Source organism: Streptomyces sp. NPDC057486 (assembly GCF_042802415.1).
Classification (GTDB): domain Bacteria; phylum Actinomycetota; class Actinomycetes; order Streptomycetales; family Streptomycetaceae; genus Streptomyces; species Streptomyces yanii.
On the sequence record NZ_JBHVEE010000077.1, the window covers coordinates 20,389 to 46,700 of the forward strand.

The following is a 26,312-nucleotide window of genomic DNA, read 5'->3' on the forward strand; positions in this document are numbered from 1 at the left end:
AATGCGTCGCGCCAGGCTATCCGCAAACTCCGACATTGAGCTAAGTCGGTACACACCCGGTACAGAATCACTGAAGGTCACTCACCACGCGCGGCAGGCAGATGGGGCAGCCGGTCCGCCGCCACCACTCCTTCGAGGTAGCCGCGGGCCCGCTCGGTACGTGGATACGCCTCCAGCAGCCGCCAGAACCGCGGACCGTGACCGGGGACCAGCAGATGCGCCAGCTCGTGGACGAGCACATAGTCGACGACGTACTCCGGCATGCCCTGCAGACGGTGCGACAGACGGATGCTGCCCTCCGCCGGGGTGCATGACCCCCATCGGGTGTTCTGGTTGGTCACCCATCGCACCGAGGCGGGCCTGGCCCGGCCCGCGAGGTACTGGGCGGACAACCGCTCGGCCCGCTCGGCGAGTTCGCTGTCGCCGAGGATTCGCTTGCGCTCCTGGGCCGCGAGTTTGTCGAGCATCACGGTCACCCAGCGCCGCTCCTCCGCCTCCGACATCCTGGCGGGGATCAGCACGATGGTGCGGTCGCCCTCCCGGTACGCGGAGACCGTTCTGCTGCGGCGGGTGCTCCTGCGGACCTCGACCGCGCTCGTCACCGAGACGCGGGGCGGATGGCTGGCCGCGCTGCGCTGATGGTCTTTGGCGCTGCGCGCGGGGGTCTCCCCGGCGAAGCCGGGTGACGGGTCGGCGGGCACGCCCCGACGTTACCCGCTGTCAGTGCGGGAAGTCCCGCCTCCGGGAGTGTTCGCGCATGATCCGTTCCATGGCATGCACCATTTGAACGACTAATACCCCATGCCTGTGGACAACTTTCTGCACGCTCCGACGCCGGCCTGCATTCTGGCAACGGATCTCGCGAAGCTCCGGTTCGCCGCCGACGCACGCAGATCACTCCGGACCGCACAGAGTCCACACAGAGATCGCACAGAAGAGACAACAGCAGGACGAACACGGGCCAGGGGGAAGCCATGCATCCGATGTTGAAACCCGCACTGCGCCGAGCGTGGCGTGGCAGGAACACCGTGCAATTCGGGGTGACGCCCGCTCATGCGGTGAAGGTGGGGCCGATGGATATCGCCACGGGCAGTTTCCTGGAACTGCTCGACGGAACACGCGGCCTGCCACTGCTGCGCGAGGAAGCCAGGGCACTGGACCTGTCCGACCATCAAGTGGACGTGTTGGTGTCACGATTGGTGGAAGCGGGGCTGGTCGACGATGTCCGGGCGGGTGGGCCGGAAGCCGATGCGTTGCGCAACCGGGCCGATGTACTGGAGCGACAGCGCCCCGACCTCGCGTCGCTCTCGATCGTGCACCCCGAACCGGGGGGCGGGCTGGGACGGTTGGCGGCCCGCCGCGCGATGCGGGTCCAGGTGCGGGGCTCCGGCCGGGTCGGCGCGGCAATCGCAGCGGTGCTGTCCGGGTCCGGTGTGGGTCTGGTCGAGGTCCTGGACGGAGGGGTCACCGAGCCGTCGGACGTCGCACCCGGCGGGCTTCCGGCCACTGCGGTCGGTGAGCGCAGGGACACCGCCGCCCGGCAGTTGGTGCGACGATCCGCTGTCGGTCCCGCCCCCCGCACGACGGGGACGGACGGCTCCCGGTCGCGTGGTGGTCCCGGGCTGTCCCTGGTCGTGGTCGCTCCGCGGGACGGTCTCGCGGTGTACGCCCCCGACCCTCGTGCAGCCGAACCATGGATCGCTTCGGGCACTCCTCATCTCTATGCCGGGGTGATCGAGGCCACGGGCGTGGTCGGTCCGCTGGTACTGCCCGGCGGTACGGCCTGCGCGGGATGCCTGGACCTGCACCGCACGGATCGGGATCCGCAGTGGCCGCGGATGCTGGCGCAGTGGCGGTCCGGGCGGCGCGGCGCCGTGCAGGCCTGCGACCTGGCGCTGGCGACAGCGGTGGCCGGTCTCGCGGCGGCCCAGGCGCTGGCGTTTCTCGACGGCGAACTGCCCGCCGGCACGGGAGCCAGATGCGAGGCCGCCCTGCCGCTGTTGGACTGGCGGTCGGAGCGGATCGGGCCGCACCTCGACTGTTCCTGCGGGGCGGGTGGGCACACCGTGAGGGAGCGCGCCTCCGGGCTCGGCGCGACGCAGGACACAATGGCCGGGTAACCGCCGCACGCGGCACGGCAGTCTGGGAATTGGAGGGGCGTATGTCTGATCTTCCCCGGAAAGCGGTCACCCGAACAGCCAAGTTGGCCGCACTGCCACTCGGCTTCGCCGGCCGTGCCACGTGGGGGCTCGGCAAGCGGATCGGCGGCAAGTCCGCGGAGATAGTGGCCCGTGAGCTCCAGCAGCGCACGGCGGACCAGCTGTTCCGCACGCTGGGCGAGCTGAAGGGCGGTGCCATGAAGCTCGGTCAGGCCCTGTCCGTCTTCGAGTCGGCGCTGCCCGAGGAGGTCGCCGGGCCGTATCGGGCGGCCCTCACCAAACTGCAGGAAGCCGCTCCCCCCATGCCGACCCGCACCGTCCACGCCGTGCTCACGGAGCGGCTCGGTGAGGACTGGCGGGAGCTGTTCCTCGAATTCGACGACAAGCCGTCGGCCGCCGCGTCGATCGGGCAGGTGCACCGGGCGGTCTGGCACGACGGGCGGGCCGTCGCCGTGAAGGTGCAGTATCCGGGCGCCGGGGAGGCCCTGCTCTCGGATCTGACCCAACTCAGCCGCTTCGCCCGGTTGCTCGGCCCGCTGATCCCCGGAATGGATGTCAAGCCGCTCATCGCGGAGCTGCGCGACCGGGTGTCGGAGGAGCTGGACTACGAACTGGAGGCGCATTCGCAGCGCGAACACGCCGAGGAGTTCGCGAACGACCCCGATGTGGTGGTTCCCGGTGTGGTGCACCAGTCCGACCAGGTGCTGGTGACGGAGTGGATCGACGGCGTCCCGCTGTCCGAGGTGATCGCGGACGGCACCCAGGAACAACGGGACCGGGCGGGTCAGCTGCTGGCGCGATTCCTCTTCTCGGGTCCGGCGCGCACGAATCTGCTGCACGCCGACCCGCATCCGGGCAACTTCCGGCTCCTGCCCGGGGGAGGGGAAGCGGACGGGGAGGCGGAAGGCTGTGGGAGCGGACCATGGCGGCTCGGGGTGCTGGACTTCGGCACGGTGGACCGGCTGCCGGGCGGCCTGCCTCAGCCCATCGGGGACTCGTTGCGGCTGACGCTGGAGGGTGACGCGGAGGCAGTGTACGAACTGCTGCGCGAGGAGGGCTTCGTCAAGGAATCCATCGACCTTGACCCGGATGAGGTACTCGACTACCTCCTGCCCATCATCGAGCCGGCGCAGGTGGAGGAGTTCACCTTCACCCGGAGCTGGATGCGCGATCAGGCGGCCCGGATTGCGGATCCCCGTTCCCCCGCGCATCAGCTGGGCAAGCAGCTGAATCTGCCGCCCGCCTATCTGCTGATACACCGGGTGACGCTGAGCACGATCGGGGTGCTGTGCCAGCTGGGTGCGACGGTGCGGCTGCGGGACGAACTGGAGTCCTGGGTCCCGGGGTTCCTGCCCGTCGAGGACCTGCCCGAGCAGCAGAGCCTGGATCTGGAGTTCCCGGATCGGGATCTGGCCGACCAGGAGCTGACCGACGACGAGTTGCTCGACGACCGGCCGGCCTAAGGGCTGTCCAGGACCGATCCCGGGGGCGCCGGCAGGGCCCCGGCGCCGAAGGGGCGGGTCACCACCAGGCCGAATCGAGGCGGCCCTCGATCGCCCTGATGTGCGTGCGGGCGCAGTCGTCGCAGAAGTACTGGCGCCTGCCGTTCTCCACGGAGCAGATCCAGGTCGGCGGAGCGTACGCGCTGTCGGCGGTGGTGCCGCACAGGGCGCACACCACGACCTCGGCACCCGGCTGCTCGGGGTGATGAGTCTCCTCGTCCACCTCGTGACGATAACTCCGTCCCCGCTGCGCGGCACGGCACCACACACAGCACGACCGCGGGGCCGGTCCGTTCGGACCGGCCCCGCGGAAGGGGTACTGACGGGAGGGTGCTGATTGCTGCCGGGCGGAGCGGCGCCCGGCAGCGGGTGTGCGGTTTCCGGCCCGGCTAGTGCCGTGACCGGCCGGCCAACGCGGTGAGCGGGCGTGCCGGGCGGTGCGACGGGGCAAAGCTTGCCGGGAGGGGCACTAGTGCATGACCGCCATGGCCAGCGCACGGCGGGCGCGCATCGAAGCGCGCTCTGCCCGGCGCTGCATCCGCCGAGCGGTGGCCAGGCGCACGGCCCGGCGCTCCGCGTCGGCTTCCCTCAGGCGGTCGTGCATATGCGCACGCGCCAGGGCTTCTGGAATGAGTTGCATTTCGCGGGTCCTGTTCTGACGCGAGTCGTTCGCGCCGATGATCGTGACGTTCGGTGTCGCTGAGCCGATGGGCTCATTCGTGGGGACGGTCATTGGTGCCTGATTTCGAGGGTCGTGGGTCCGGGGACGGTCGATGGTTCCGATGCGCTTCATGGGTTTGGGGGCCGTGGCTCCCAGGCCGGCGGTCACGCCGCGACCGGGTTCTTGCGCGGACGGCCACGCGGCCGCTTGCGAGCGACGACGACGCCCTGGATGAAGAGCTCGCCACCCCAGACGCCCCACGGCTCGCGGCGCTCCTTGGCGCCGGCGAGGCAGGCCTCGACGAGCGGGCAGGTGCGGCAGAGCGACTTGGCGTACTCGACATCGGCCGGCGACTCGGCGAAGAAGACCTCCGGGTCGTAGGAACGGCAGGGGACGGGCACGCCGAGGTTCTCGATGGCGTCGTCGAGCGCGGTGAGCGCAGTGAGGGGGATCAAGGTGGAGTCCTCCGTGAGGCCGGGCGGGGAGATCGTTTCGGAAGGCGGTACGGACGGGGCGTGCGCTTCGAGTTGCACGGTGGTGGTGTCCTCGTCTGGTTGTTCCGGCCGGTCGGCCGGGTGGCTGCTGGTACCGGGTACTGCTTGTCCCGAGGCGCCTTCTCGCTGTGTCGTCCGTTGGGACAAAACAAAAGGGCCGCGGATCCCGAGTGGGGTTCCGCGGCCCTGAAGGCGCCGGCCTGATGGTGGATCAGGCTGGATCACTCCAGGGTTCAGGCCCACGGAAGGCCCACATCGTGTGGTGGTGCGTCATCTGCTGCTCGGCTCCGGCACCGACTGCCGCAAAGGCATAGGCCGCCTTGGCCTGTCCCTTCGCTACTGCTGCCGTCGATGCCTGGGTCGGTCGCTCATTGCGCTCCCGCACGGGGAGGCTCGCCAGGGACAGCGAGCCGGCGGCGGAAATGCCGGACAGACCGGTGCCACGAAGCGAAGACGCCGAAGAGCAGGCGAGGCCGAGCGAGCAGGCGGAGACGACCGACAGATCGGTCATTTTGTTGGTCTCGATGATGCTGATCACGACAATCGCCTCCTCTCGGCGTCTCGGTGGACCGGCGGGCCGGTCCTGCGTATTCGGATAAGTACAGCACAGGATCAGGGCTTCAGAGAAGTCGCTGTTCCCGTGGTTAAGAACCTATGGTGATGACTGGGGCGGGCGCAAACTATTTTTTCGACGAGTTTTTCTCACGCCTCCCCGTCGTCTCCCCCGAGCCCCTCGACCGGGTCCTCACCTGCGCAAATGGCCAGCACGGCTGCTCCGAACCGGCCCATCTTCCGGACACCGACCCCGGAGATTCCCGCCAGTTCGCCCTCGCTGCCCGGCACCGCCTCCGCGATCGCCATGAGCGTCTTGTCGGTGAACACGCAATAGGCGGGCTGGCCGATCTCCTTCGCCCGGTCCGCCCGCCAGTCGCGCAGCCGCTCGTACAGCCCTTCGTCCATGTCGGAGGGGCAGTCCTCACAGCGCATCAGCTTCATCTCGCCGGCGTCGGTGAGTGTCTTGCCGCAGACCCGGCACAGCGCGGGGCCACGACGCCTGCGCTTGGTCACCGCGGGACGCTCGACGCCTCCGCCACCGCCGACCGTGCCACGCCCGCCGAGCGCGGCCGAGCCGGGACGCAGCCCGTTCAGGAAGCGGCTCGGTCGCCGCCCGCCGCGGCTGCCCGGCGACCGGGACAGCGACCACGACAGCGAGAGATGGAAGCGCGCCCGGGTGACACCGACATAGAGCAGACGGCGCTCCTCCTCGATCTGCTCATCCGTCCTGGCGTACGTGATCGGCATCATGCCCTCGGTCAGCCCGACCAGGAACACGGCGTCCCACTCCAGGCCCTTCGCCGAGTGCAGCGAGGCCAGCGTGACCCCCTGGACCGCCGGGGCGTGCTGGGCGGCAGCCCGCTCGTCCAGCTCCGCCACCAGATCGGAGAGCGTCGCCCCCGGCTTGGCCTGCTCGAAGTCCTCGGCCAGCCGGACCAGCGCGGCGAGGGACTCCCAGCGGTCGCGCGTCGCGCCGGAGCCCGCGGGCGGCTCCGTGGTCCACCCCTTGGTGGAGAGCACGGCCCGCACCTGGGAGGGCAGCCCCTCCGCGTCGTCGAGCAAGGAGTCGTTCCCCCCGGCGCGCGCCGCGCCGCGCAGGGCGACGCCCGCCTCCCGTACCTCCGCGCGCTCGAAGAAGCGCTCCGCGCCGCGCAGCTGGTAGGGCACGCCCGCGTCGGAGAGGGCCTGCTCGTAGACCTCGGACTGGGAGTTGACCCGGTAGAGCACGGCGATCTCCCCGGCCGGGACGCCGGCGGCGATCAGATCGCGGATCCGGCGGGCGGTGCCCTCCGCCTCCGCGGGCTCGTCCCCGTACTCCGTGTAGGCCGGCTCCGGACCCCTCTCCCGCTGCGAGACGAGTTCGAGCCGGTGCTCGGCGGCGCGGCCACGGGCCTGGCCGAGCAGGCCGTTGGCCAGGTGGACCACCTGGGGCGTCGAGCGGTAGTCCCTGACCAGCTTGACCACGGTTGCGTTCGGGTGGCGGGTGCGGAAGTTCAGCAGGTGCTCGGGGGTGGCCCCGGTGAAGGAGTAGATCGTCTGGCTGGCGTCCCCGACGACGCACAGGTTGTCCCGGTCGCCCAGCCAGAGGTCGAGCAGACGCTGCTGGAGCGGGCTGACGTCCTGGTACTCGTCGACCACGAAGTGCTGGTACTGACGGCGGACATGGTCGGCGATGTCGTGACGGTCCTGGAGGATGGCGACGGTGAGGAGCAGCACGTCCTCGAAGTCGATCACCGAGCGGTCGCGCTTCAGCTGCTCGTACATCGCGTAGATCTGGGAGATCTCGGCGGTGTCGCGCGGAGCGTCGCGCTGGGTCTTGGCGACCACGGCCGGATAGTCGGCGGGCACGGTCTGGGTGACCTTCGCCCACTCGATCTCGCTGGTGACGTCCCGCAGCTCGTTGCGGTCGAGCCGGATGCGGCAGCGGGCAGCGGCCTCGGCGACCAGCTGGACCTTGCGCTCCACCAGCCTCGGCAGCTCGCCACCGACTGCTTTCGGCCAGAAGTACTGGAGCTGGCGCAGCGCGGCGGAGTGGAAGGTCCGCGCCTGCACCCCGGCTGCGCCGAGCTGGCGGAGCCGGCCCCGCATCTCGCCCGCGGCCCGGTTGGTGAACGTGACGGCCAGCACACTGGTCGGCTGGAGTATTCCCGCGCGCACCCCGTACGCGATGCGGTGCGTGATCGCTCGCGTCTTGCCCGTACCGGCTCCGGCCAGCACGCACACCGGGCCGTGCAGGGCCAGGGCGACCTCGCGCTGCTCGGGGTCCAGCCCGTCGAGCACGGCGTCCGCCGACTCGGGGACCTGCGGGAAAAGAGAGAAATGCGTTGCTGCTGTCACCCCGCCATGCTGCCAGGTCGGGAGAGGCGGACGCGGAAGTTGTCCACAGGGGAGCAGCATCCGTCGTACTAATGCGGTACGACGGCGGGAATGGTGACCAGGTCACGTACGTTCCACTCCCTGCGGGGATGCGCATGGGCGGCTTTTCCGCAGTCGTGAGTGAGACGAACAAGACAGAGGAGCGCGAAACATGCCGGGCACTGTGACGATGTACAGCACCACGTGGTGCGGCTATTGCCGTCGGCTCAAGGGCCAGATGGACCGCGAGGGCATCACGTACAACGAGATCAACATCGAGCAGGACCCGGCGTCCGCAGCCTTCGTCGAGAAGGCCAACGGGGGCAACCAGACCGTCCCGACCGTCCTCTTCGCGGACGGTTCGACACTGACCAACCCCTCGCTGGCCCAGGTCAAGCAGAAGATCGGCGTCTGAGCGAGCGAGCCCCGCGCCTCGCGGCAGCGGAACGCCCGCACCGACACGCCTGCAGACACGCCCGCCGCCTTCCGGTCCGCCGGAAGGCGGTGGGCGTTTCCGTGCCCGCGAGTCGGCGGGCGCTCCCGCCGGGCAACGGGGCGTCAGCTCACGCCGCGGCGCCGAGCTGCAAGGTGGCCGCGGCCACTGTCTGTTCGAGAAGGACCGCGATGGTCATCGGTCCGACGCCGCCCGGAACCGGGGTGATCAGCCGTGCCCGCTCCGCCGCGGTCTCGAAGTCGACATCGCCGACGTTGCCGTCGTTGTATCCGGCGTCGAGCACCACCGCACCCGGCTTGATGTCCGCACCGGCGATGAAGCGCGGCTTGCCGACCGCGGCCAGCAGCACGTCCGCCTGCTGCACGATCGACGGGAGGTCGGCCGTCCGTGAGTGGCAGTACGTCACGGTGGCGTCCCGGCCGAGCAGCAGCATCCCGGCGGGCTTGCCCAGAATGGCGCTGCGTCCCACGACGACCGCGTGCTTGCCCGCGAGGTCGACCTCGTACTCGTCGAGGAGGCGCATGATGCCGCCGGGCGTGCAGGAGACGAAGCCGGGAAGGCCGAAACTCATTGCCGCGAACGAGTGCATGGTGACCCCGTCGACGTCCTTGGCCGGGTCGATCGCCTCGAAGGCGGCGCGTTCGTCGATGTGGGGACCGACGGGATGCTGCAGCAGGATGCCGTGCACATCGGGGTCGTTCGACAGTGCGGTGACCGCGTCCACCACGTCCTGTGTGGTGGAGGTGGCGGGAAGGGCCACATGCCGTGACGCGATGCCCGCGCTTTCGCAGCGGCGACGCTTCATCCGGACGTAGGTCACCGACGCCGGGTCGTCGCCGACCAGCACGGTCGCCAGGCAGGGTGCCTTCCCGGTGCGCAGCCGGAGTTCCGCCGCTGTCGCGGCGCTGGTCTCGATGATGCGGCGGGCGAGAGCGGTGCCGTCCATCGGACGGGCTGTCTGTGTCTGGGCCACGCTTCACTCCTGAGCGTCACTTGGATCACGAGGATCACGATGAATCGCCCAGGCGCACGGCATCGACGGTTGTCGAGTGTTTCCGTCGGACCGCTCCCCGGTGGTGCTCCACCTCAGCGCCAGTCACGGCCCGGCTCCAGATTAACGGACCGGAGCATCCTTGGGGGGGGGAGTAACGGGGCACAGCGGTGGGGCGGACCCCGGTCGTGCGTACTCCGTCACCCGCCCCGCGCCGTGGGTCAGCCGACGCTGCCCGGCTTCGGCAGCGGCTTGCCGTACCAGAGCTCGATCAGACGGGCCGCGATCGAGATGCCGAACGGGGGCAGGATCTCGCCCGATTCGAAGGCCGCCGTCAGGTCCTCGCGGGAGAACCAGCGCGCCTCCTCGATCTCCTCGCCGTCGACGTTGATCTCCGACGACGTGGCCCGCGCCATGAAGCCCAGCATCAAGCTGGACGGGAAGGGCCAGGGCTGGCTGGCGATGTACTCGACCTCACCGACCGTGACACCCGCCTCCTCGAACACCTCGCGGGCGACGGACTGCTCGATCGACTCCCCGGGCTCGACGAAGCCCGCGAGCGTCGAGAACCTGCCCTCCGGCCAGTGCACCTGACGGCCCAGCAGGGCGCGGTCCTGGTCGTCCGTCACCAGCATGATCACCGCCGGGTCGGTGCGCGGGTAGTGCTCGGCGCCGCAGGCCTGGCAGCGGCGGATGTGGCCGGCCGCTGCGACGACGGTGCGTTCGCCGCAGCGGGAGCAGAAGCGGTGCAGCCGCTGCCAGTTCTCCAGTGCCACCGCATGCGCCATCAGCCCCGCGTCGCGCGGGCCGAGGAGCAGTCCGGCCTCGCGCAGCCCGGCAGGGCGCGCCGGCTGGTCCATGCGGCCGGGCAGCGAGTCCTTCTGGAGCGCGAAGTAGCTGACGCCGTCCTCGTCGGTGCCGAGGAAGTAGCGGTGGGTCTCGGTGACCGGGGCCTCGAAGGCCGGGGTCATGACGATCTCCGTACCGCCGTCGGCGGTGTCGTCGATCAGCACCTGCCCGCCGGAGACCACGAAGACCCGGGTGCTCGGGTGGCTCCAGGCGGCGGAGAGCCAGGCCTCGTCGAGGCGGTGGTGCGCGGCGCGGTCGATGCCGCTGGGCGCGGTGAGACCGATGGGCCGGTCTGTGGTGGCGTTGTCGATGGTGCTCACAGGTGCTTCCTACTCCCCCGGGATGGATCGGGTGTTCAGAGGATTCAGCGGAGTGCGGTGGACAGTTCGCCCCAGAGGTGGGCGGTCGTCTGCACGCCCTTGAGCAGGAGGTCCAGCTCGACCTTCTCGTTGGGGGCGTGCCAGCCGTCGGACGGTACGGAGATACCCAGGAAGAGGACGGGGGCGTCGAGCACGTCCTGCAGGTCGGCGGCGGGCCCCGAGCCTCCTTCGCGGGTGAAGAGGATCTTCTGGCCGAAGGCCCGTCCCATGGCGCGGGCCACGGCCTGCAGGGCGGGGTGGTCCAGCGGGGTCAGGCAGGGGCGGGTGGCGGGGGCGAAGGTGACCCGATGGCGGATGCCGGCCGGGAACTGCGCCTCGGCCCAGGCCCGGACGGCCTGCTGGACGTGGTCGGGGTCCTGGCCCGCGACCAGCCGGAAGCTGATCTTCACGAGAGCGGAGGACGGAATGATGGTCTTGCTTCCGGCGCCCTGGTAGCCGCCACCGATGCCGTTGACCTCGGCCGTCGGGCGCGCCCAGATGCGCTCCAGCGTGGAGTAGCCGGCCTCGCCCGTCGCGGCCTGCGACTTGGCGGTGCGCAGCCAGCCGGCCTCGTCGAAGGGGAGCTCGGCGAAGAGGGCGCGCTCGGTGTCGGTGAGTTCCGTCACGCCGTCGTAGAAACCGGGGATCGCTACCCGTCCGTCCGCGTCGTGCAGCGCGGCGACGAGGCGGGCCACGGCGGTCGCCGGGTTGGGGACGGCGCCGCCGAACGATCCGGAGTGGATGTCCTGCTCGGGGCCGTGGAGCTCGATCTCGCACTCGGCGAGACCGCGCATGCCGGTGCAGACCGTCGGGGTCGTCTCGTCCCACATGCCGGTGTCGGAGACGATCACGGCGTCGGCGGCGAGACGCGCGGCCCGCTGCTCGACCAGGGCGCGGAAGTGCGGGGAGCCGGACTCCTCCTCACCCTCGACGAGGAGCTTGAGGTGGACGGCAGGGGTGGTGCGGCCGGTGGCGGCGAGGTGGGCCCGGACGCCGAGTGTGTGGAAGAACACCTGGCCCTTGTCGTCGGCGGCGCCGCGCCCGTACATCCGGCCGTCCCGGATCACCGGTTCGAACGGGTCGGTGTCCCAGCCGTCCTCCCGGGCGGCGGGCTGCACGTCGTGGTGGCCGTAGACGAGGACCGTCGGGGCGTCCGGGTCCTCGGACGGCCACTCGGCGAAGACGGCGGGGGCGCCCGGCGTCTCCCAGACCTCCGTGACCGGGAAGCCGGTCTCCTTGAGCTTGGCGGACAGCCACTCGGCGCTGCGTCGTACGTCTCCGTCGTGCTCCGGCTGGGCGGACACGGAGGGGATGCGCAGCCACTCGGCGAGGTCGTCGAGGAAGGCTGTGCGGTGCTGTTCGGTGTACGTACGGACGGCGCTGTCCGGGGTGTCGCTCATGGTCTTGAGCCTATCGGCCTGCGGGAGGTGGCTCGTCCCACAGGATTTGTTCGAGCTCGGCCCGGCCGGGGAGACCGGTGGGGTGGACGGCCTCCCCGGTGCGGACGAACAGGAACGTGGTGGTGACGGAGTCGAGCGGTACGTCGTGCAGTTCGGCCCAGGCGAGGCGGTAGACGGCCAGCTGCAGCGGGTCGGCCGTGCGGACGGCCGACGTGTCTTCGTGGCCGTGGGGGGCGTGACGGGTCGTCTTCCAGTCGACGATCTCGTAGGCGACCCCGTCCGGGCCTTCCGTGCGGTACACGGCGTCGATCCGGCCCCGGACCACGCGGCCCGCGAGCGTGATCTGGAACGGTGTCTCGACGCGGTACGGGGTGCGGTGGGCGTACGGGGTCCGCTCGAAGGCCTCCTTGAGCAAGGCGAGGTCGCGCTCGTCCGCGATGTCGGTGTCGCTCCGGTCTCCGCCGGGCAGCTCGTCGGGGCCGAGCATGGGCAGCGGCAGCTCCTCGAAGCGGGCCTCCACCCAGGCGTGGAACCTGGTGCCCCGGCGGGCCGAGGGGGCGGGCGGGCGCGGCATGGGCCGGGCCAGCTCCTGGGCGAAGCCGTCGGGGTCGTCGGCGAGCCTCAGCAGCTGCGTGGCGGAGAGCGAGGCGGGCACGAGGACCTCGCGCACGGTGGCGCGGGCGCGGCGCAGCTCACCGGCGAGCGCGTCGAGGTCCCGGTCCCAGGAGGCGAGGGCGCGCGTCTCCTCCGGGGTGAGCCGTGAGGGGGTCCGGGCGGCAGGGACGTGGGGGGCAGGGATCCGAGGGGCCGATGACGTGGGGGCGGGGTCCGCGGGAGGTTCGCTCGACAGGGAGTCCCAGTCCGCGGCCTCGTCCGGGTACGGCTCGTCGTCCGGGTACGGCTCGTCATCGGCATGCCACTGGTCGTCCGGTGCCGCGGGGTACGCCCCCGGTGCCGAACCCGCCGCCGACTCCCCCGCCAGCGTCTCCAGGTGGGCCAGCACCGTCTCGGCGGCCGCCCGGCGGCGGGCCAGCGCCGTGTCGTCCAGCGGGAGCGGCCAGGCGTGGTCGGCGACCGCGTCCGCGAGGGCCGGGTTCTCCTCGTCCTCGGCCGGCTCGTCCGCCCATGCCTCGATCTCGCCGTGTCCGGCCGCGCAGTGGTCGTACAGCGCCTGCAGGAAGTCCGACGGGCCGCGCGGCTTCTTCTGGGACGGCCCCCACCAGTGGCCGGAGCCGAGCAGCAGGCTGCGCGGCCGGGTGAAGGTGACGTAGCCGAGGCGGAGTTCCTCGGTGTGCTGGTGCTCCTTCATCTCCTCCTTGAAGCCCCCCAGCCCCTTGGCGTCCCAGGAGTGGATGACGGGCAGGGTGGGTGCGTCGCCGCGCAGGGCGTGCGGAAGGACCTTGGACTGGGAGGTCCAGGCGTCGCGGGACCGGGGGCTGGGGAACTGTCCGGTGACCAGGCCGGGCACGGCGACGACGTCCCACTCCAGGCCCTTGGACTTGTGGGCGGTGAGGACCTTGACGGTGTTCTCACCGCCGGGCAGTGCGTTGTCCAGACCCTTCTCGTACTGGACGGCGGTGCGCAGGAAGCCGAGGAAGGCCAGCAGCGTGGCGTCGCCGTCGGCTGCGGCGAAGCGGGCCGCGACGTCCAGGAAGTTGGCGAGGGTCTCGCGGCGGCGGGCGGCCAGCGCGTGCGGCGACGCGGAGAGCTCCACCTCGAGACCGGTGGTGGCGAGGACCCGGTGCAGGACGTCCATGAGCGGGTCGGCCAGCGAGCGGCGCAGCTCGCGCAGTTCGGTGGCGAGGCGGGCGAAGCGGACGCGTGCCTCGGCGGAGAACGGCAGCCCGTCGTCCTCCGTACCACTCGATTCGAGGAAGGTGTCGAGGGCGTCGGCGAGCGAGATCACCTCGGCCGGGTCGATGCCTTCGACCGCTTCGGCGAGCCGGCGGTCGGGGTCGAAGTCGTCGTCGTCCGCATGAGCCGCGCGGTGGACGAGGAGTCGGGCGCGGCGGCCGAGGAGCGCCAGGTCGCGGGGTCCGATCCGCCAGCGGGGCCCGGTGAGCAGCCGGACCAGGGAGGCGTTGGCGCCGGGGTCCTGGAGGACTTCGCAGACTGCGACGAGATCGGCGACCTCGGGCAGGTGCAGCAGCCCCGAGAGGCCGACGACCTCGACGGGGATGTCGCGGGCGACGAGCGCGGCCTGGATCTCGGGGAAGTCGCCCGCCGTGCGGCACAGCACGGCGATCTCGCCGGGTTCCTTCCCGGTCCGTACGAGATGGGCGATCGAGTCGGCGAGCCAGTCGATCTCTTCGGTGTGGGTGCGCAGCAGGGCGCAGCGGACGATCCCGTCGCGTTCTGCGCCCGGGGCGGGGCGCAGCGCTTCGACGCCCTCGTGCATGGCGCGCAGCGGCTCGGCGAGCCCGTTGGCGAGGTGCAGCAGGCGGCCGCCGCTGCGTCGGTTCTCGCTGAGGGAGTACCGGGTGGCGGGGGCGCCGTCGGCGTGCGGGAAGTGGTGCGGGAAGTCGTCGAGGTTGGCGACGGAGGCGCCGCGCCAGCCGTAGATCGCCTGGCAGGGGTCGCCGACGGCGGTGACGGCGTGCCCGGACGCGGTGCCGTCGGGGCCGCTGCCGAAGAGGGCGGAGAGGAGCAGCCGCTGGGCGACGGAGGTGTCCTGGTACTCGTCGAGCAGGACGACCCGGTACTCGTCGCGCAGGATCGCGCCGACCTCGGGGCGGGTGAGGGCCAGCTCGGCGGAGAGCGCGATCTGGTCGCCGAAGTCGAGAAGGTCGCGGCTGCGCTTGGCATCCCGGTAGCGCCGGGTCAGCGAGAGCAGCTCGCGGCGGGCTTCGGCGGCTTCGGGGATCTTGCGCAGTTCGGCGTTGGTGAGCCGGGCCGTTTCCAGCGTACGGAGGAGGTCGCTGTCGTACGCCGCGAGCTGCTCGGGGCGTACGAGATGCTCGGCCAGCTCGGCGTCGAGTGCCAGCAGATCGCTGACCAGGGTGGGGAACGACCTGGTCAGTGCCGGGTACGGACCCGGGGCCTCGCGCAGCACGCGGGCGGCGAGCTGGTAGCGGGTGGCGTCGGCGAGGAGGCGGGTGGTGGGTTCGAGTCCTATGCGCAGCCCGTGTTCGGTGAGGAGCCGTCCGGCGAAGGCGTGGTACGTGGAGATGCTGGGCTCGCCCGGCGGGTTGTCCGGGTCGATGGCGTCCGGGTCGGTGACCCCGGCGGCGACGAGTGCCTTGCGGACGCGCTCGGCGAGCTCGCCCGCCGCCTTGTTCGTGAAGGTGAGTCCGAGTACCTGCTCCGGGGCGACCTGCCCGGTCCCGACCAGCCACACCACACGCGCCGCCATCACCGTGGTCTTCCCCGACCCGGCTCCGGCCACGATCACCTGCGGGGCCGTCGGCGCGGTGATGCAGGCCGTCTGCTCCGGGGTGAAGGGGATCCCGAGGAGCTCTTTGAGCTGCTCGGGATCGGTGATACGTGAGGACACCCCACAGAGGCTAACCGGGCGCACCGACAACGTGGGGGGCCGCGAGGAGGCCGGTACGTGCCTTGCCGGGAGGCCACCTGTGGCCGGGGGCGGGCACTGTCCACCTCAACGGCCTTGCGAGGACGGCCACCTGGGACGTCTGCCGAGCGGGGCGCCCGGACGGTTGGGCACGAGACCGGCCGGCTGAGACCGTCCGGGCCCCTGGGGCAGATGTGGCCTCCGCCACGGGCCGCTCCGGGACCATGCCCGACCGGTGGCGCGGCCGCGCATGGATCGCACGGTGAGTGGGGTGATCGCAGCGGATGATCCGGACCGCGGGATCCTGCGGAACTGCCGCCTCAGGGTTGTCGTCGGCTGCACGGCCACGACTGCTGCGGTTCGACTCGACCGGCCGGAGCCGCAACCCGGTCACTCCAGGATGTGGCGGCCCTCGGGCTGGGCGCTGCACGAGGCCCGGAACGTGCAGTGGGTGCAGTGCTGCCCGGTCGTGGGTGTGAAGCGTTCGTCCAGGACCCGGCCCGCGGCCGTGGCCAGCAGGTCGGAGACCCACTCGGTGGTGGGCGGTTCCTGGGCCTGCACCTTGGGAAGGGCGTCACCGCCCTCCTTCTTCGGGGCCGGCTGCCGCAGGTGGACGAGTTCGGCGCCGCCGGGGGCGGGTCGGTGGCCGTCGAAGATCTCGTCGACGGCCCCCTCCCGGACGGCCAGCTGGTACACGGCGAGCTGGGGGTGGCGGGCGACCTCGTCCTTCGTCGGGGACTGCTTGCCGGTCTTGAAGTCGACGACGTACGCACGGCCGTCGGCGTCCCGTTCGACGCGGTCCATGGAGCCGCGGATCCGTACCTCGTACTCCCCCGCTTCGAGCGTCACGTCGAAGTCGTGCTCGCTCGCGGCGGAGGTGCGGCCGGTGCGGTCCATGACATGCCAGCGCAGAAAGCGTTCGAGAGCGGCCCTCGCCTGCTCCTTCTCCTGCTGCGACTTCCAGGGGGCGTCGAAGACCAGCCCGTCCCAGACCGAGTCGAGGCGCTCCATCAGGACCGCCAGGTCGGCGGGGGTACGGCCGGAGGCGACCTCGTCGGCGAGTACGTGCACGACGTTGCCGAAGCCCTGCGCGGCCGTCGCCGGGGCGTCCGCCTTCACCTCGCGGCCGAGGAACCACTGCAGGGCGCAGGTGTTGGCCAGCTGGTCGAGTGCGCTGCCGGAGAGCGCCACGGGGTGGTCCCGGTCGCGGAGCGGGACGGCCGAGCGGGTCGGCTCGTACAGCCCCCACCAACGGTACGGATGGGCCGACGGCACGAGCGGCTGCCCCTCGTCGTCCGTGAGCGCGGCCAGCCGGGCCAGCCGGTGGGCGGCCTCGTCGCGCAGGGCGTCGGAGGCGTCGGGGTCGACGGTGGTGGCGCGCAGCTCGGCGACGAGCGCGGCGACGGCGAGCGGGCGGCGCGGGCGTCCGGTGACGTCGCGCGGTTCGAAGCCCAGCTCGGTGAGGAAGCGGGACGGCTGGTCGCCGTCGTCGGCGGGGGCCTTCACCGCGGTGACGATCAGCCGTTCCCGTGCACGGGTCGCCGCCACATAGAAGAGGCGTCGCTCCTCGGCGAGGAGGGCGCCGGGGGTGAGCGGTTCGGCAAGGCCGTCGCGGCCGATCCGGTCCGCCTCGAGCAGCGAGCCGCGGCGGCGCAGGTCCGGCCAGAGCCCCTCCTGCACCCCGGCGACCACGACCAGCCGCCACTCCAGCCCCTTCGAGCGGTGCGCGGTCATCAGCCGTACGGCGTCGGGGCGTCCGACCCGCTTGGAGAGGGTGTCGGCGGCGATGTCCTGGGCGTCGATCTCTTCGAGGAAGTTGAGCGCGCCGCGGCCGCCGGTGCGTTCCTCGGCGCGGGCCGCGGTGTCGAAGAGTGCGCAGACGGCGTCGAGATCGCGGTCGGCGTTGCGGCCGCCCGGGCCGCCGCGCAGCGCGGCGCGTTCGAGCCGCCCCGGCCAGGGGGTGCCCGCCCACAGCTCCCACAGGGCCTCTTCGGCGGTGCCGCCGCCTTCGAGGAGTTCGCGTGCCTTGCGCAGCAGCGCGCCGAGGCGCTGGGCACCGCGGGCGTACGCGGGGTCGTGTGCGACGAGGCGTTCGGGTTCGGCGAGCGCGCGGGCCAGCAGCTCGCCGGAGGGCGGCGGTACCCGGTTCCCGGCGGCCCGCTCCTCGTCGCGCAGCGCCCGGCCGAGCCGGCGCAGATCGGCGGCGTCCATGGAGCCGAGGGGGGAGGTGAGGAGGGTGAGGGCGGTCTCGGTGTCGAGCCAGGGGGCGGCGGGCCCCTCGGACGCGGGGGCGGCGCCGTCGTCCGCGCCCGTCGGCCCCGCAGCCGTCGTGCGGTGCAGCACGGCCGTGGCGACCGTGCGGAGGGCGGTGAGGAGCGGGGCCACAGCGGGTTCGTGGCGCAGCGGGAGGTCGTCGCCGTCGACCTCCAGAGGCACACCCGCCGACGTCAGGGCGCGGCGCACCGCGGGGATCGTGCGGCCCCCGGCACGTACCAGCACCGCCATCTCGTTCCACGGCACACCGTCCTCCAGGTGGGCACGGCGCAGCAGGTCGGCGATGTTGTCCAGCTCGGTGGAGGCGGTCGGGTAGGTGTACGTCTCGACGCGCCCGCCCTCGCGTACCGCGGCGAGCTCCCGGTGGGCGCGGACCTTCGCCGACGGCAGCCGGGTCAGCGGCATCCGGCGGGTGAGCAGCCGGGTGGCGGCCAGCAGCTGCGCGCCGGAGCGGCGCGACGTGGTGAGGACGCCGACCGGGGCCGGGCCGCCGTCCGCCCGCCGGAACGTCTCGGGGAAGTCGAGGATGCCGTTCACGTCGGCGCCCCGGAACGTGTAGATCGACTGGTCCGGGTCGCCGAAGGCGATCAGGTCACGGCCGCCGCCGGCCCCCGGCACGCTCCCACGGTTGCCCGCCAGCGCGTGCAGCAGCCGCACCTGCGCCGGGTCCGTGTCCTGGTACTCGTCGACGAACACCGCGTCGTACGCTCCGGCCAGCACCGCCGACACCTCGGGGCGCTCGGCCAGGAGCACCGCCCGGAGGACCAGCTCCGCGTAGTCCAGCACCCCCTGCGCGTCGAGCACGTCCAGGTACTCGGCGAGGAACGCTGCGGCCGCGCCCCAGTCCGGGCGGCCGGTGCGGCGCGCGAAGTCGGCGAGGGCATCCGGGCCGAGGCCCAGCTCGCGGCTGCGGGCGAGCACCGCGCGTACCTCGTCGGCGAAGCCACGCGTGGTCAGGCAGGCCCGCAGCTCGTCGGGCCAGCGAATGTGCGCGATGCCCTCCTGTTCCAGTTCGAGCTGGCCGGCCAGGAGATCGCGGACGGTGACGTCCTGCTCGGGTCCGGAGAGCAGCCGCAGCGGGTCGGCGAAGAGGTCGGCGTCCTGATGGGCGCGGACCAGTGCGTAGCAGAAGGAGTGGAACGTGGTGGCCTGCGGGCCGCGGGCGGCACCGAGCCGGGCGGCCATCCGGTCGCGCAGCTCCACCGCCGCCTTGCGGCTGAATGTGAGGACCAGGATGCGGGCCGGGTCGCCACCCCTGGCGACGCGGGCGGCGACCGCTTCGACGAGCGTGGTCGTCTTGCCGGTGCCCGGTCCGGCGAGAACCAGCAGCGGGCCGCCGGGGTGATCAACCACCATCTGTTGCGCTGCGTCCAGAACAGGGGGGTCCACGGAACCCGGCGGGGTACGCACCAGTCGGTACGCGCCCGTGGTCCTCCCCCTACGCCCCTGCGGGCGTGGGGGGACCCCCTGCCGTGCCTGACGGTGCGGACTGTGCCGGGTGAAGGAGGAGCTCACGTGGATCGCCGGTCCTGGGGGGTGTGCTGATGGTGAGGGGGCGGGGGTGCCTGCCGCGAACTGTCGACGCTACGCCAGCGGGGGCGTGGGATGCGGCGGGTCCACTGCGTCGAACGTCACGTTCCGCGTCGCACGGCAGGTCACGCAGGTTTTCTCGTCCATCGAGCGGGCCCGGCTCTGCCCGTCATGGGGCCGAATGGCGGAAGCTGTCAGGTGTGAGCTCCCCCGACCCCGTCCTGGTCCCCGTCCCGGTCGGTGCCCCCGTCCGCACCGGTCACGCCGTCCCACCGCGCGCGCTTCATGTCGAGCCGCGGCAGATGGCCCTCCGCGCTGCGCGGGGCCTCGCGCAGCGGGGTGCTCTCCTCGCGGTAGCGGTCCAGCGCCCGCAGCTCGTGACCGGGCAGCAGCGTCCCGTCGGCCCGCACCACCCGCCACCACGGCGCCGCGGCGCCGTACAGCGCCATGACCCGGCCGACCTGGCGCGGGCCGCCCTCCCCCAGCCACTCCGCGACATCGCCGTACGTCATGACGCGGCCGGGCGGAATCAGGTCGGCGACATCGAGGACGCGCTCCGCGTACTCCGGCAGTGCGTCGTACTCCGGCGACGCGTCGGGCGCCCGGTCGCCCCTCGCCCCGTCGCCGCTCGTCCGGTGTTGGCTCATCCGGCCCATGGTGCCGTACGCCACCGACAGTCCGGCCCGGTCCCCGGCCGATGGACGCGTAGGCGTGCATTCACTGAGTGTGCACGCACGCGCAAAGGGGCGTATCTTGCGCATCGCGCGACCGTGCAGTGCACCCTGACACCCCACTCTGCCTCCGGGCCGTGCCACCATCATGCGGGCGGTGACCGGTGATACGAGACCACGAAGACCAATCAGAGGCGACGAAGGAGCAGGGCGTGCAGCCACCGAAGGCGGCCGACGCCTCTGACGCCGAGCGGCGCCCGGAAGAGCAGCGGGAGCAGCAGGGGCCGACGCAGAAGCGCGAGGAGCGGGTGTCCGCCCCGCGCCATCTGGTCGGATCCACCCTCTCGACCGTCGCGGAGGCCGAACAGGCCGACCGGGTCTCCGGTGACGAGCCACTGCTCCCCGCCCGGGTGCACCGCCCCTCCGACCTCATGCGGCTTCTCGTCGGTCTGCTGGCGATCGTCGTCCTGCTCTCCATCGCCGCATTCGCCCACGGCACGACCACCGGTCTCGAGAACGACATCAACAAGGGGACGGACCAGGCACCCGACGTTCTGATCAAGCTCGCCGGCCTGGTCTCCAGCATCGCGGTGCTGCTGGTCCCCGTCGCCTTCGCCATCGAGCGGCTGATCAAACGCGACGGGCTGCGGATCGCGGACGGTGTCCTCGCCGCCGTCCTCGCCCACGGGGTGACGCTCGCCACCGACCTCTGGGTGGCCAAGTCCGCCCCCGGCACCATTCAGGACGCCCTCACCCAGCCTCAGCCCGGTGCCGCGCTCACCGATCCCGTACACGGCTATCTCGCACCCGTGATCGCCTACATGACGGCGGTCGGGATGGCGAGACGGCCGCGCTGGCGGGTCGTGCTGTGGGTGGTGCTGCTGCTCGACGCCTTCGCCATGCTGGTGGGCGGCTACACGACCCCGTTCTCGATCGTCCTCACCGTGCTGATCGGCTGGACCGTCGCGTACGGCACGCTGTACACGGTCGGCTCGCCGAACGTCCGGCCGACCGGTCAGCATCTGATGGCCGGTCTGCGTCACGTGGGCTTCCGCCCGGTCACCGCGATGCGCTCCGAGGACACCCCCGACTCCGGCGACCCGAGCGACCGGGGCCGCCGTTATCTGGTCTCCCTGGAGGACGGTCCACCGCTGGATGTGACGGTCGTCGACCGGGAACAGCAGGCACAGGGCTTCTTCTACCGGGTGTGGCGCAGACTCACCCTGCGCGGCATCACCCAGCGCCGGTCCATCCAGTCGCTGCGCCAGGCCCTGGAGCAGGAGGCGCTCCTCGCGTACGCGGCGATCGCCGCCGGAGCCAACGCCCCCAAGCTGATCGCCACCTCGGAGCTCGGTCCCGACGCCGTGATGCTGGTGTACGAGCACATCGGCGGGCGCTCCCTCGATGCGCTGGAGGACGTGGAGATCACCGACGACCTGGTGCGCGGTGCCTGGCGGCAGGTGAAGGCGCTCCAGTCCCGGCGGATCGCGCACCGCAGGCTCACCGGCGACGCGATCCTGGTGGATCGTTCGGGCACGGTGTTCGTGACCGATCTGCGCGGCGGTGAGATCGCGGCCGGTGATCTGTTGCTGCGGATGGACATCGCACAGCTGCTCACCACCACCGGTCTGCGGGTGGGGGCCGAGCGGGCCGTAGCGACGGCGCTCGAAGTCCTCGGCCCCGATGCCGTGGCGGACTGCCTGCCGCTGCTCCAGCCGATCGCCCTCAGCCGCTCCACCCGGGCGGCGCTGCGGAGGCTGGCCCGCGAGCGGTCGCAGCGCGAGCGCGAAGCGGTGATCGCGGCGTCGGACGCGGCGAGGCTCGCCAAGGCCCAGGAGGCACAGGCACCGGTCCCTGCCGACCGCAAGGCGCTCCGCAACGAGAAGCAGGCGGAGAAGCGCGCGGAGAAGCGGGCGATAGACGATGCCCTGGACGAGGCCCGGGAGGAGGATCTGCTGACCCAGATCCGCCGCCAGGTGCTGCTGATCCGGCCGCAGGCACCCGTGGAGCCGGTCCGGCTGGAGCGGATCAAGCCGCGCACGCTGCTCAGCTTCATCGCCGGCGCGATCGCCGCGTACTTCCTGATCTCCCAGGTCACGGAGGCCGACTTCGGGGCGGTCGTCGAGCAGGCGGAGTGGGGCTGGGTGGCGGCGGCGCTCGGGTTCTCGGCGCTCAGCTACGTCGCGGCGGCGATGAGCCTGCTGGGGTTCGTGCCGGAGCGGGTGCCGTTCGTCAAGACCGTGCTGGCCCAGGTGGCCGGCTCGTTCGTGAAGATCGTCGCGCCGCCCGCGGTCGGCGGCGTGGCGCTGAACACGCGGTTCCTGCAGCGTTCCGGGGTACGCCCGGGGCTCGCCGTCGCGAGTGTCGGCGCCGCGCAGCTGTTCGGGCTCGGCTGCCACATCCTGCTGCTGGCCGCGTTCGGATATCTGACCGGGACCGAGAAGACTCCGTCGTCGCTCACCCCGTCCCGGACGGTGATCGCCGGACTGCTGACGGTCGCGGTGCTGGTCCTGGTGGTGACCGCGATCCCGTTCCTGCGGAAGTTCGTGGTGACGCGCTTGCGGTCGCTGTTCGCCGGGGTCGTACCGCGCATGCTCGACGTCGTACAGCGCCCGCAGAAGCTGTTCACCGGAATCGGCGGCATGCTGCTGCTGACCATCCTGTTCGTGTTGTGCCTGGACGCGTCGATCCGGGCGTTCAGCGGTCCCGATGTGCCGCATCTCAGCTACGCGAGCATCGCGGTGGTCTTCCTCGCCGGCAACGCACTGGGGTCGGCGGCGCCGACGCCGGGCGGTATGGGTGCGGTCGAGGGCGCACTGACGCTGGGACTCATCGCGGTCGGTCTGCCGAAGGAGGTCGCGGCGCCCGCCGTGCTGCTGTACCGGCTGATGACCCTGTGGCTGCCGGTTCTGCCCGGCTGGCTCTGCTTCAACCACCTCACCCGCAAGGGCGCCCTCTGACACGCCGCCGCCCTGTGGAGACCGCCCGTCGGGGAGGCCCTCCACGGCCCCTGCCCCAGGTCAACCCCACCGGGGCCACCCACTTGGACCGGTGTCCCGCGCGCCGCCCCGCGCGCCGTCGCACGATGGGGCGATGAGGACCTCCCCTGCCCTGCGCGCCGCGGCCCTCGCGGCCACCGCCACCGTTCTGCTGCCCCTCACCGCCTGTTCGGACAACAGCGGCAACGAGGCCACCGGTACGGACCGTACGAAGAACTCTCCGCACGCGGCGAACGCCGCCGACCCATCCGGATCGGCCGACCTGGCCTCCCAGAAACTGACATGGAAACCCTGCCCCGCCCCGTCCACGGCACAGGGCGGCGGAACCGCCCCGTCCCCGCTCCCCGGCGGCACCACGTGGGAGTGCTCCTCCATGAAGGTCCCGCTCGATTACGCGAAGCCGGACGGCAACACGATCTCGCTGGCGCTGATCCGCGCCAAGGCCGTCAACCAGAACAAGCGAATCGGCTCGCTCATCTTCAACTTCGGCGGCCCCGGCGCCTCCGGCGTCGCCACCCTGCCGGCCTTCGGCCCCACCTACGCCAGCCTCCGTACCCGTTACGACCTGGTGAGCTTCGATCCCCGCGGGGTCGGCCGCAGCTACGGGGTGAAGTGCGAGAACGACAAACAGCTCGACGCGCGCTTCCAGAGCGACGCCACCCCGGACGACGCCGCCGAGGAGAAGGCCCTCCTCAACCAGCAGAGGATGTTCGCCGCGGCCTGCGAGAAGAACTCCGGCTCCGAACTCCCCTACGTCGGCACTGCCAACGCCGCCCGCGACATGGATCTGATGCGCCAGGTGCTCGGCGACGACAAGCTGCACTACTTCGGCATCTCGTACGGCACCGAACTGGGCGGCGTCTACGCGCACTTGTTCCCGGAGAAGGTCGGCAGGGCGGTGCTCGACGGGGTCGTCGACCCGACCGAGGACTACAAGCAGTCCTCCCTCGGCCAGGCGAAGGGCTTCCAGCTGGCGCTGGACAACTTCACCCAGAACTGCGCGGATCGCGGCGCCGCCTGCAAGCTTCCCGGTACGACCGGGAAGGAGGTCGAGCAGGGGATCGCCGAACTTCTCGACCGGCTGGACAAGCAGCCGATCGCGGGGCTCGGATCCCGGCAGCTGACGCAGTCCCAGGCCACCACCGGAATCGCGGCCTCGCTCTACTCCAAGGAGACCTGGTCGCTGCTGGAACAGGGCATCGACGAGGCGGACGGCGGGAACGGCGCGCTGCTCCTGGCTCTCGCCGACTCGCTGAACGGCCGTTCCCGGAACGGCCGGTACGACAACTCGACGGCCGCCAACGCGGCCATCAACTGCGCCGACTCGAAGCAGCGGTTCACCGTCGACGGGACGAGGGCGCTGATCCCGGAGTTCCAGAAGGCGTCGCCGGTCTTCGGCGACTACATGGGCTGGGGTCTGATGCAGTGCACCGACTGGCCGGTCGCGGGTGCGTGGGCGACCCCGGACGTCAGCGCTCCCGGCGCGGCGCCCATCCTGGTCATCGGCAACACCGGCGACCCGGCGACCCCGTACAAGGGTGCAAAGGCGATGGCGGATGAGCTGGGCCAGGGCGTCGGGGTGCAGCTGACCTACGAGGGCCAGGGACACGGCGCGTACAACAGCGGCAACGCCTGTGTGAAGAAGACGGTGATCAGCTACCTGCTGGACGGCACGGTCCCGGCGGCCGGTACCGTCTGCCGCTGAAGCTGTCGGCGGCGCCCAGTGCCCCTTCCGGATCACGCCGGGCTCTCGGGCCCTGGCCTGCCGCCGCACGCCGTACGCACAGGCACCAAGGGGAGGGACGTACACGTGGTCCACCATGCACGCGCCGGAGCTCTGGCCGCTGCCGCACTGCTGTTCACGGGGGTACTCGCGGGCTGCGGCGGGGGTACGGACCCGGCGTCGGACGACAAGGCGAGCACCGGCGCCGCACCCTCGTCCACCGGATCGTCCAAGGCGTCGGACGGGAAGCAGGCCCTGCCCGCCCTGCCCGCGTCCCTCACCTCCCAGCGCCCGGACTGGAACCGGTGCAAGGCCCCCGAGGGCGGCACCGCACCCGGCGTCGACTGGCGGTGCGCGACGGTCAAGGTGCCGCTGAACTACGCGAAGCCGGACGGCGGGACGATCGGGATTGCGCTGATCCGCAAGGAGGCCCGGGACAAGAGCCGCCGGCTCGGCTCGATGCTGTTCAACTTCGGCGGCCCCGGCGGTTCCGGCGTCTCGATACTGCCGCGCGCCGCCGGCTCGTACGGGAAGCTCAACGCCCGCTACGACCTGGTGAGTTTCGACCCGCGCGGGGTCGCGGCCAGCGCCGGCGTGAACTGCCGCACCGACCGGGAGCAGGAGGACGCCAACCGGAAGGTCGACATGACTCCGGACACGGCGGCCGAGGAGGCGGCCTTCATGAAGGACGGCGCGGACTTCGGCGCCGGCTGCGCGCGCCGTTCGGGCAAGGTCCTGCCGTATGTCGGTACGACGAACGCCGCCCGGGATCTGGACCTGATCCGCCAGGTTCTCGGCGACAGGAAGATGACGTACTTCGGCATCTCGTACGGTACGGAGCTCGGCGGGACGTACGCGCACCTCTTCCCGCAGAACGTGGGACGCACGGTCCTCGACGCGGTCGTCGACCCGACCGCCGACACGATCGGGCACGCCCGCAACCAGACGACCGGCTTCCAGCGGGCCCTGGAGAACTACTTCAAGGACCGCGGCCAGGACCCGAAGGCCGGCACCCGGCGCATCGCCCGGATGCTGGAGCGGATCGACAGGAAGCCGCTGCCGACCGGTTCGGGCCGCGAGCTCAACGAGGCGATGGCGGTCACCGGCATCGTGCTGCCGCTCTACTCCAGGAGCAGCTGGCCCGTCCTGACGAACGCGCTGGACGAGGCGGAGAAGCAGGGCACCGGCAATCTGCTGCTGCAGCTGGCCGACCAGTACAACGGTCGGGACGAGAAGGGACACTACGACACCCAGAACCACTCGCAGCGCGCCATTTCCTGCGCGGACAGCAGCCTCCGGCCGACGGTCGCGGAAGCCAGGGCCCTGCTGCCCGAGTTCCGGAAGCTGTCCCCGGTCTTCGGCCCGTTCCTGGCGTGGGACACGGCCGGCTGGTGTTCCGACTGGCCGGTCAAGGGTGAGCTGGAAACCCCCGAGGCGAGCGCTCCGGGCGCCGGTCCGATCCTCGTCATCGGCACGACCGGCGACCCTGCGACACCCTACGAGGGGGCGCAGAGGATGGCGGACGAGTTGGGCAGGGGCGTCGGCATCATGCTCACCAACAAGGGCGAGGGCCACGGCTCGTACGGTGTGAGCAGTTGTGTGACGTCGACGGTGGACGCGTACTTCCTGGACGGGAAGATCCCCGCGGACGGCAGGACCTGTTCGTGACGGGGTGAACGGAGAAGGGGCCGGCCCGCATGATGCGGACCGGCCCCTTCGAAGGTTTTCGCCTCTAGGGCGTGTGTCGGAAGTCCCGCCGTCCGCCCGAAGGGTGGGCCCGGCGGCGTCCGGTGCGTGCGATCGCAAGGCGGAGGGTCGTCCTCGT

18 protein-coding genes and 1 riboswitch are annotated in these 26,312 nt (G+C 71.7%); of the genes, 6 read left to right on the forward strand and 12 right to left on the reverse strand.

The window, feature by feature from the left end; genetic code table 11:
- Window positions 1-77 precede the first annotated feature (77 nt).
- The gene (locus ACFU6I_RS30010; RefSeq protein ID WP_384372311.1) at window positions 78-701 is read right to left on the reverse strand and encodes a M48 family metallopeptidase; all 624 of its coding nucleotides are present in this window, start codon (window positions 699-701) and stop codon (window positions 78-80) included.
- A gap of 273 nt (window positions 702-974) precedes the next feature.
- Between ACFU6I_RS30010 and ACFU6I_RS30015 the strand changes: the two genes are divergently transcribed.
- A complete protein-coding gene (locus tag ACFU6I_RS30015) occupies window positions 975-2,120 on the forward strand; it encodes a ThiF family adenylyltransferase (protein ID WP_384372314.1) in 1,146 nt (381 codons plus the stop codon).
- Window positions 2,121-2,161: 41 nt separating this feature from the next.
- Window positions 2,162-3,622, forward strand: coding sequence for an ABC1 kinase family protein (locus ACFU6I_RS30020; protein WP_384372316.1), 1,461 nt, complete (start codon window positions 2,162-2,164; stop codon window positions 3,620-3,622).
- Between the two features lie 58 nt (window positions 3,623-3,680).
- Here ACFU6I_RS30020 and ACFU6I_RS30025 read toward each other — a convergent pair whose 3' ends face one another.
- The 5 genes from ACFU6I_RS30025 to ACFU6I_RS30045 all read right to left on the reverse strand — a co-directional run bounded on the left by ACFU6I_RS30025 (window position 3,681) and on the right by ACFU6I_RS30045 (window position 7,768).
- Window positions 3,681-3,884 (reverse strand): hypothetical protein, encoded by a 204-nt coding sequence (locus ACFU6I_RS30025; protein WP_384372318.1) that lies wholly within the window; start codon window positions 3,882-3,884, stop codon window positions 3,681-3,683.
- A gap of 246 nt (window positions 3,885-4,130) precedes the next feature.
- Window positions 4,131-4,454, reverse strand: coding sequence for a hypothetical protein (locus ACFU6I_RS30030; RefSeq protein WP_384372343.1), 324 nt, complete (start codon window positions 4,452-4,454; stop codon window positions 4,131-4,133).
- Between the two features lie 32 nt (window positions 4,455-4,486).
- Window positions 4,487-4,855 (reverse strand): WhiB family transcriptional regulator, encoded by a 369-nt coding sequence (locus tag ACFU6I_RS30035; protein WP_326738612.1) that lies wholly within the window; start codon window positions 4,853-4,855, stop codon window positions 4,487-4,489.
- 172 nt (window positions 4,856-5,027) lie between these two features.
- The gene (locus tag ACFU6I_RS30040; protein WP_384372320.1) at window positions 5,028-5,354 is read right to left on the reverse strand and encodes a hypothetical protein; all 327 of its coding nucleotides are present in this window, start codon (window positions 5,352-5,354) and stop codon (window positions 5,028-5,030) included.
- Between the two features lie 164 nt (window positions 5,355-5,518).
- Entirely contained in the window at window positions 5,519-7,768 is a 2,250-nt protein-coding gene (locus ACFU6I_RS30045) for an ATP-dependent DNA helicase UvrD2 (protein ID WP_384372322.1), read from the reverse strand.
- Window positions 7,769-7,898: 130 nt separating this feature from the next.
- Between ACFU6I_RS30045 and ACFU6I_RS30050 the strand changes: the two genes are divergently transcribed.
- The gene (locus ACFU6I_RS30050; RefSeq protein WP_266981757.1) at window positions 7,899-8,141 is read left to right on the forward strand and encodes a mycoredoxin; all 243 of its coding nucleotides are present in this window, start codon (window positions 7,899-7,901) and stop codon (window positions 8,139-8,141) included.
- Between the two features lie 148 nt (window positions 8,142-8,289).
- On the opposite strand, the gene ACFU6I_RS30055 is transcribed toward ACFU6I_RS30050, so the two are convergent.
- From ACFU6I_RS30055 to ACFU6I_RS30080, 6 genes are all read right to left on the reverse strand, one after another.
- On the reverse strand, window positions 8,290-9,153 hold the full coding sequence (locus tag ACFU6I_RS30055) for a bifunctional 5,10-methylenetetrahydrofolate dehydrogenase/5,10-methenyltetrahydrofolate cyclohydrolase (RefSeq protein ID WP_384372324.1): 864 nt from the start codon (window positions 9,151-9,153) through the stop codon (window positions 8,290-8,292).
- Between the two features lie 39 nt (window positions 9,154-9,192).
- Window positions 9,193-9,290: riboswitch (ZMP/ZTP riboswitch) on the reverse strand.
- 102 nt (window positions 9,291-9,392) lie between these two features.
- Entirely contained in the window at window positions 9,393-10,340 is a 948-nt protein-coding gene (nudC, locus tag ACFU6I_RS30060; RefSeq protein ID WP_384372326.1) for an NAD(+) diphosphatase, read from the reverse strand.
- A gap of 44 nt (window positions 10,341-10,384) precedes the next feature.
- Window positions 10,385-11,779 (reverse strand): dipeptidase, encoded by a 1,395-nt coding sequence (locus ACFU6I_RS30065; protein ID WP_384372328.1) that lies wholly within the window; start codon window positions 11,777-11,779, stop codon window positions 10,385-10,387.
- A gap of 10 nt (window positions 11,780-11,789) precedes the next feature.
- The gene (locus ACFU6I_RS30070; RefSeq protein ID WP_384372329.1) at window positions 11,790-15,272 is read right to left on the reverse strand and encodes a UvrD-helicase domain-containing protein; all 3,483 of its coding nucleotides are present in this window, start codon (window positions 15,270-15,272) and stop codon (window positions 11,790-11,792) included.
- 408 nt (window positions 15,273-15,680) lie between these two features.
- Complete coding sequence (locus ACFU6I_RS30075) at window positions 15,681-19,079, reverse strand: ATP-dependent helicase (protein ID WP_384372331.1); 3,399 nt, start codon at window positions 19,077-19,079, stop codon at window positions 15,681-15,683.
- Between the two features lie 209 nt (window positions 19,080-19,288).
- Window positions 19,289-19,741, reverse strand: coding sequence for an MGMT family protein (locus tag ACFU6I_RS30080; protein ID WP_384372333.1), 453 nt, complete (start codon window positions 19,739-19,741; stop codon window positions 19,289-19,291).
- Window positions 19,742-19,977: 236 nt separating this feature from the next.
- Between ACFU6I_RS30080 and ACFU6I_RS30085 the strand changes: the two genes are divergently transcribed.
- From ACFU6I_RS30085 to ACFU6I_RS30095, 3 genes are all read left to right on the forward strand, one after another.
- Window positions 19,978-22,725: a lysylphosphatidylglycerol synthase domain-containing protein gene (locus ACFU6I_RS30085; RefSeq protein ID WP_384372335.1), complete on the forward strand. Its 2,748-nt coding sequence runs from the start codon at window positions 19,978-19,980 to the stop codon at window positions 22,723-22,725.
- Window positions 22,726-22,858: 133 nt separating this feature from the next.
- A complete protein-coding gene (locus ACFU6I_RS30090; protein ID WP_384372337.1) occupies window positions 22,859-24,469 on the forward strand; it encodes an alpha/beta hydrolase in 1,611 nt (536 codons plus the stop codon).
- A 105-nt stretch (window positions 24,470-24,574) separates the two neighbouring features.
- Window positions 24,575-26,155, forward strand: a complete 1,581-nt coding sequence (locus tag ACFU6I_RS30095; protein ID WP_384372339.1) for an alpha/beta hydrolase — start codon at window positions 24,575-24,577, stop codon at window positions 26,153-26,155.
- Window positions 26,156-26,312 lie beyond the last annotated feature (157 nt).

Excerpts from the sequence above, each read along its gene's own strand:
- ACFU6I_RS30090 (WP_384372337.1), top strand. The coding sequence starts at position 22,859 with ATGAGGACCTCCCCTGCCCTGCGCGCCGCGGCCCTCGCGGCCACCGCC.
- ACFU6I_RS30030 (WP_384372343.1), bottom strand. The coding sequence starts at position 4,454 with ATGAAGCGCATCGGAACCATCGACCGTCCCCGGACCCACGACCCTCGA.
- ACFU6I_RS30050 (WP_266981757.1), top strand. The coding sequence starts at position 7,899 with ATGCCGGGCACTGTGACGATGTACAGCACCACGTGGTGCGGCTATTGC.
- ACFU6I_RS30020 (WP_384372316.1), top strand. The coding sequence starts at position 2,162 with ATGTCTGATCTTCCCCGGAAAGCGGTCACCCGAACAGCCAAGTTGGCC.
- ACFU6I_RS30065 (WP_384372328.1), bottom strand. The coding sequence starts at position 11,779 with ATGAGCGACACCCCGGACAGCGCCGTCCGTACGTACACCGAACAGCAC.
- ACFU6I_RS30045 (WP_384372322.1), bottom strand. The coding sequence starts at position 7,768 with ATGCTGCTCCCCTGTGGACAACTTCCGCGTCCGCCTCTCCCGACCTGG.
- ACFU6I_RS30080 (WP_384372333.1), bottom strand. The coding sequence starts at position 19,741 with ATGAGCCAACACCGGACGAGCGGCGACGGGGCGAGGGGCGACCGGGCG.
- ACFU6I_RS30015 (WP_384372314.1), top strand. The coding sequence starts at position 975 with ATGCATCCGATGTTGAAACCCGCACTGCGCCGAGCGTGGCGTGGCAGG.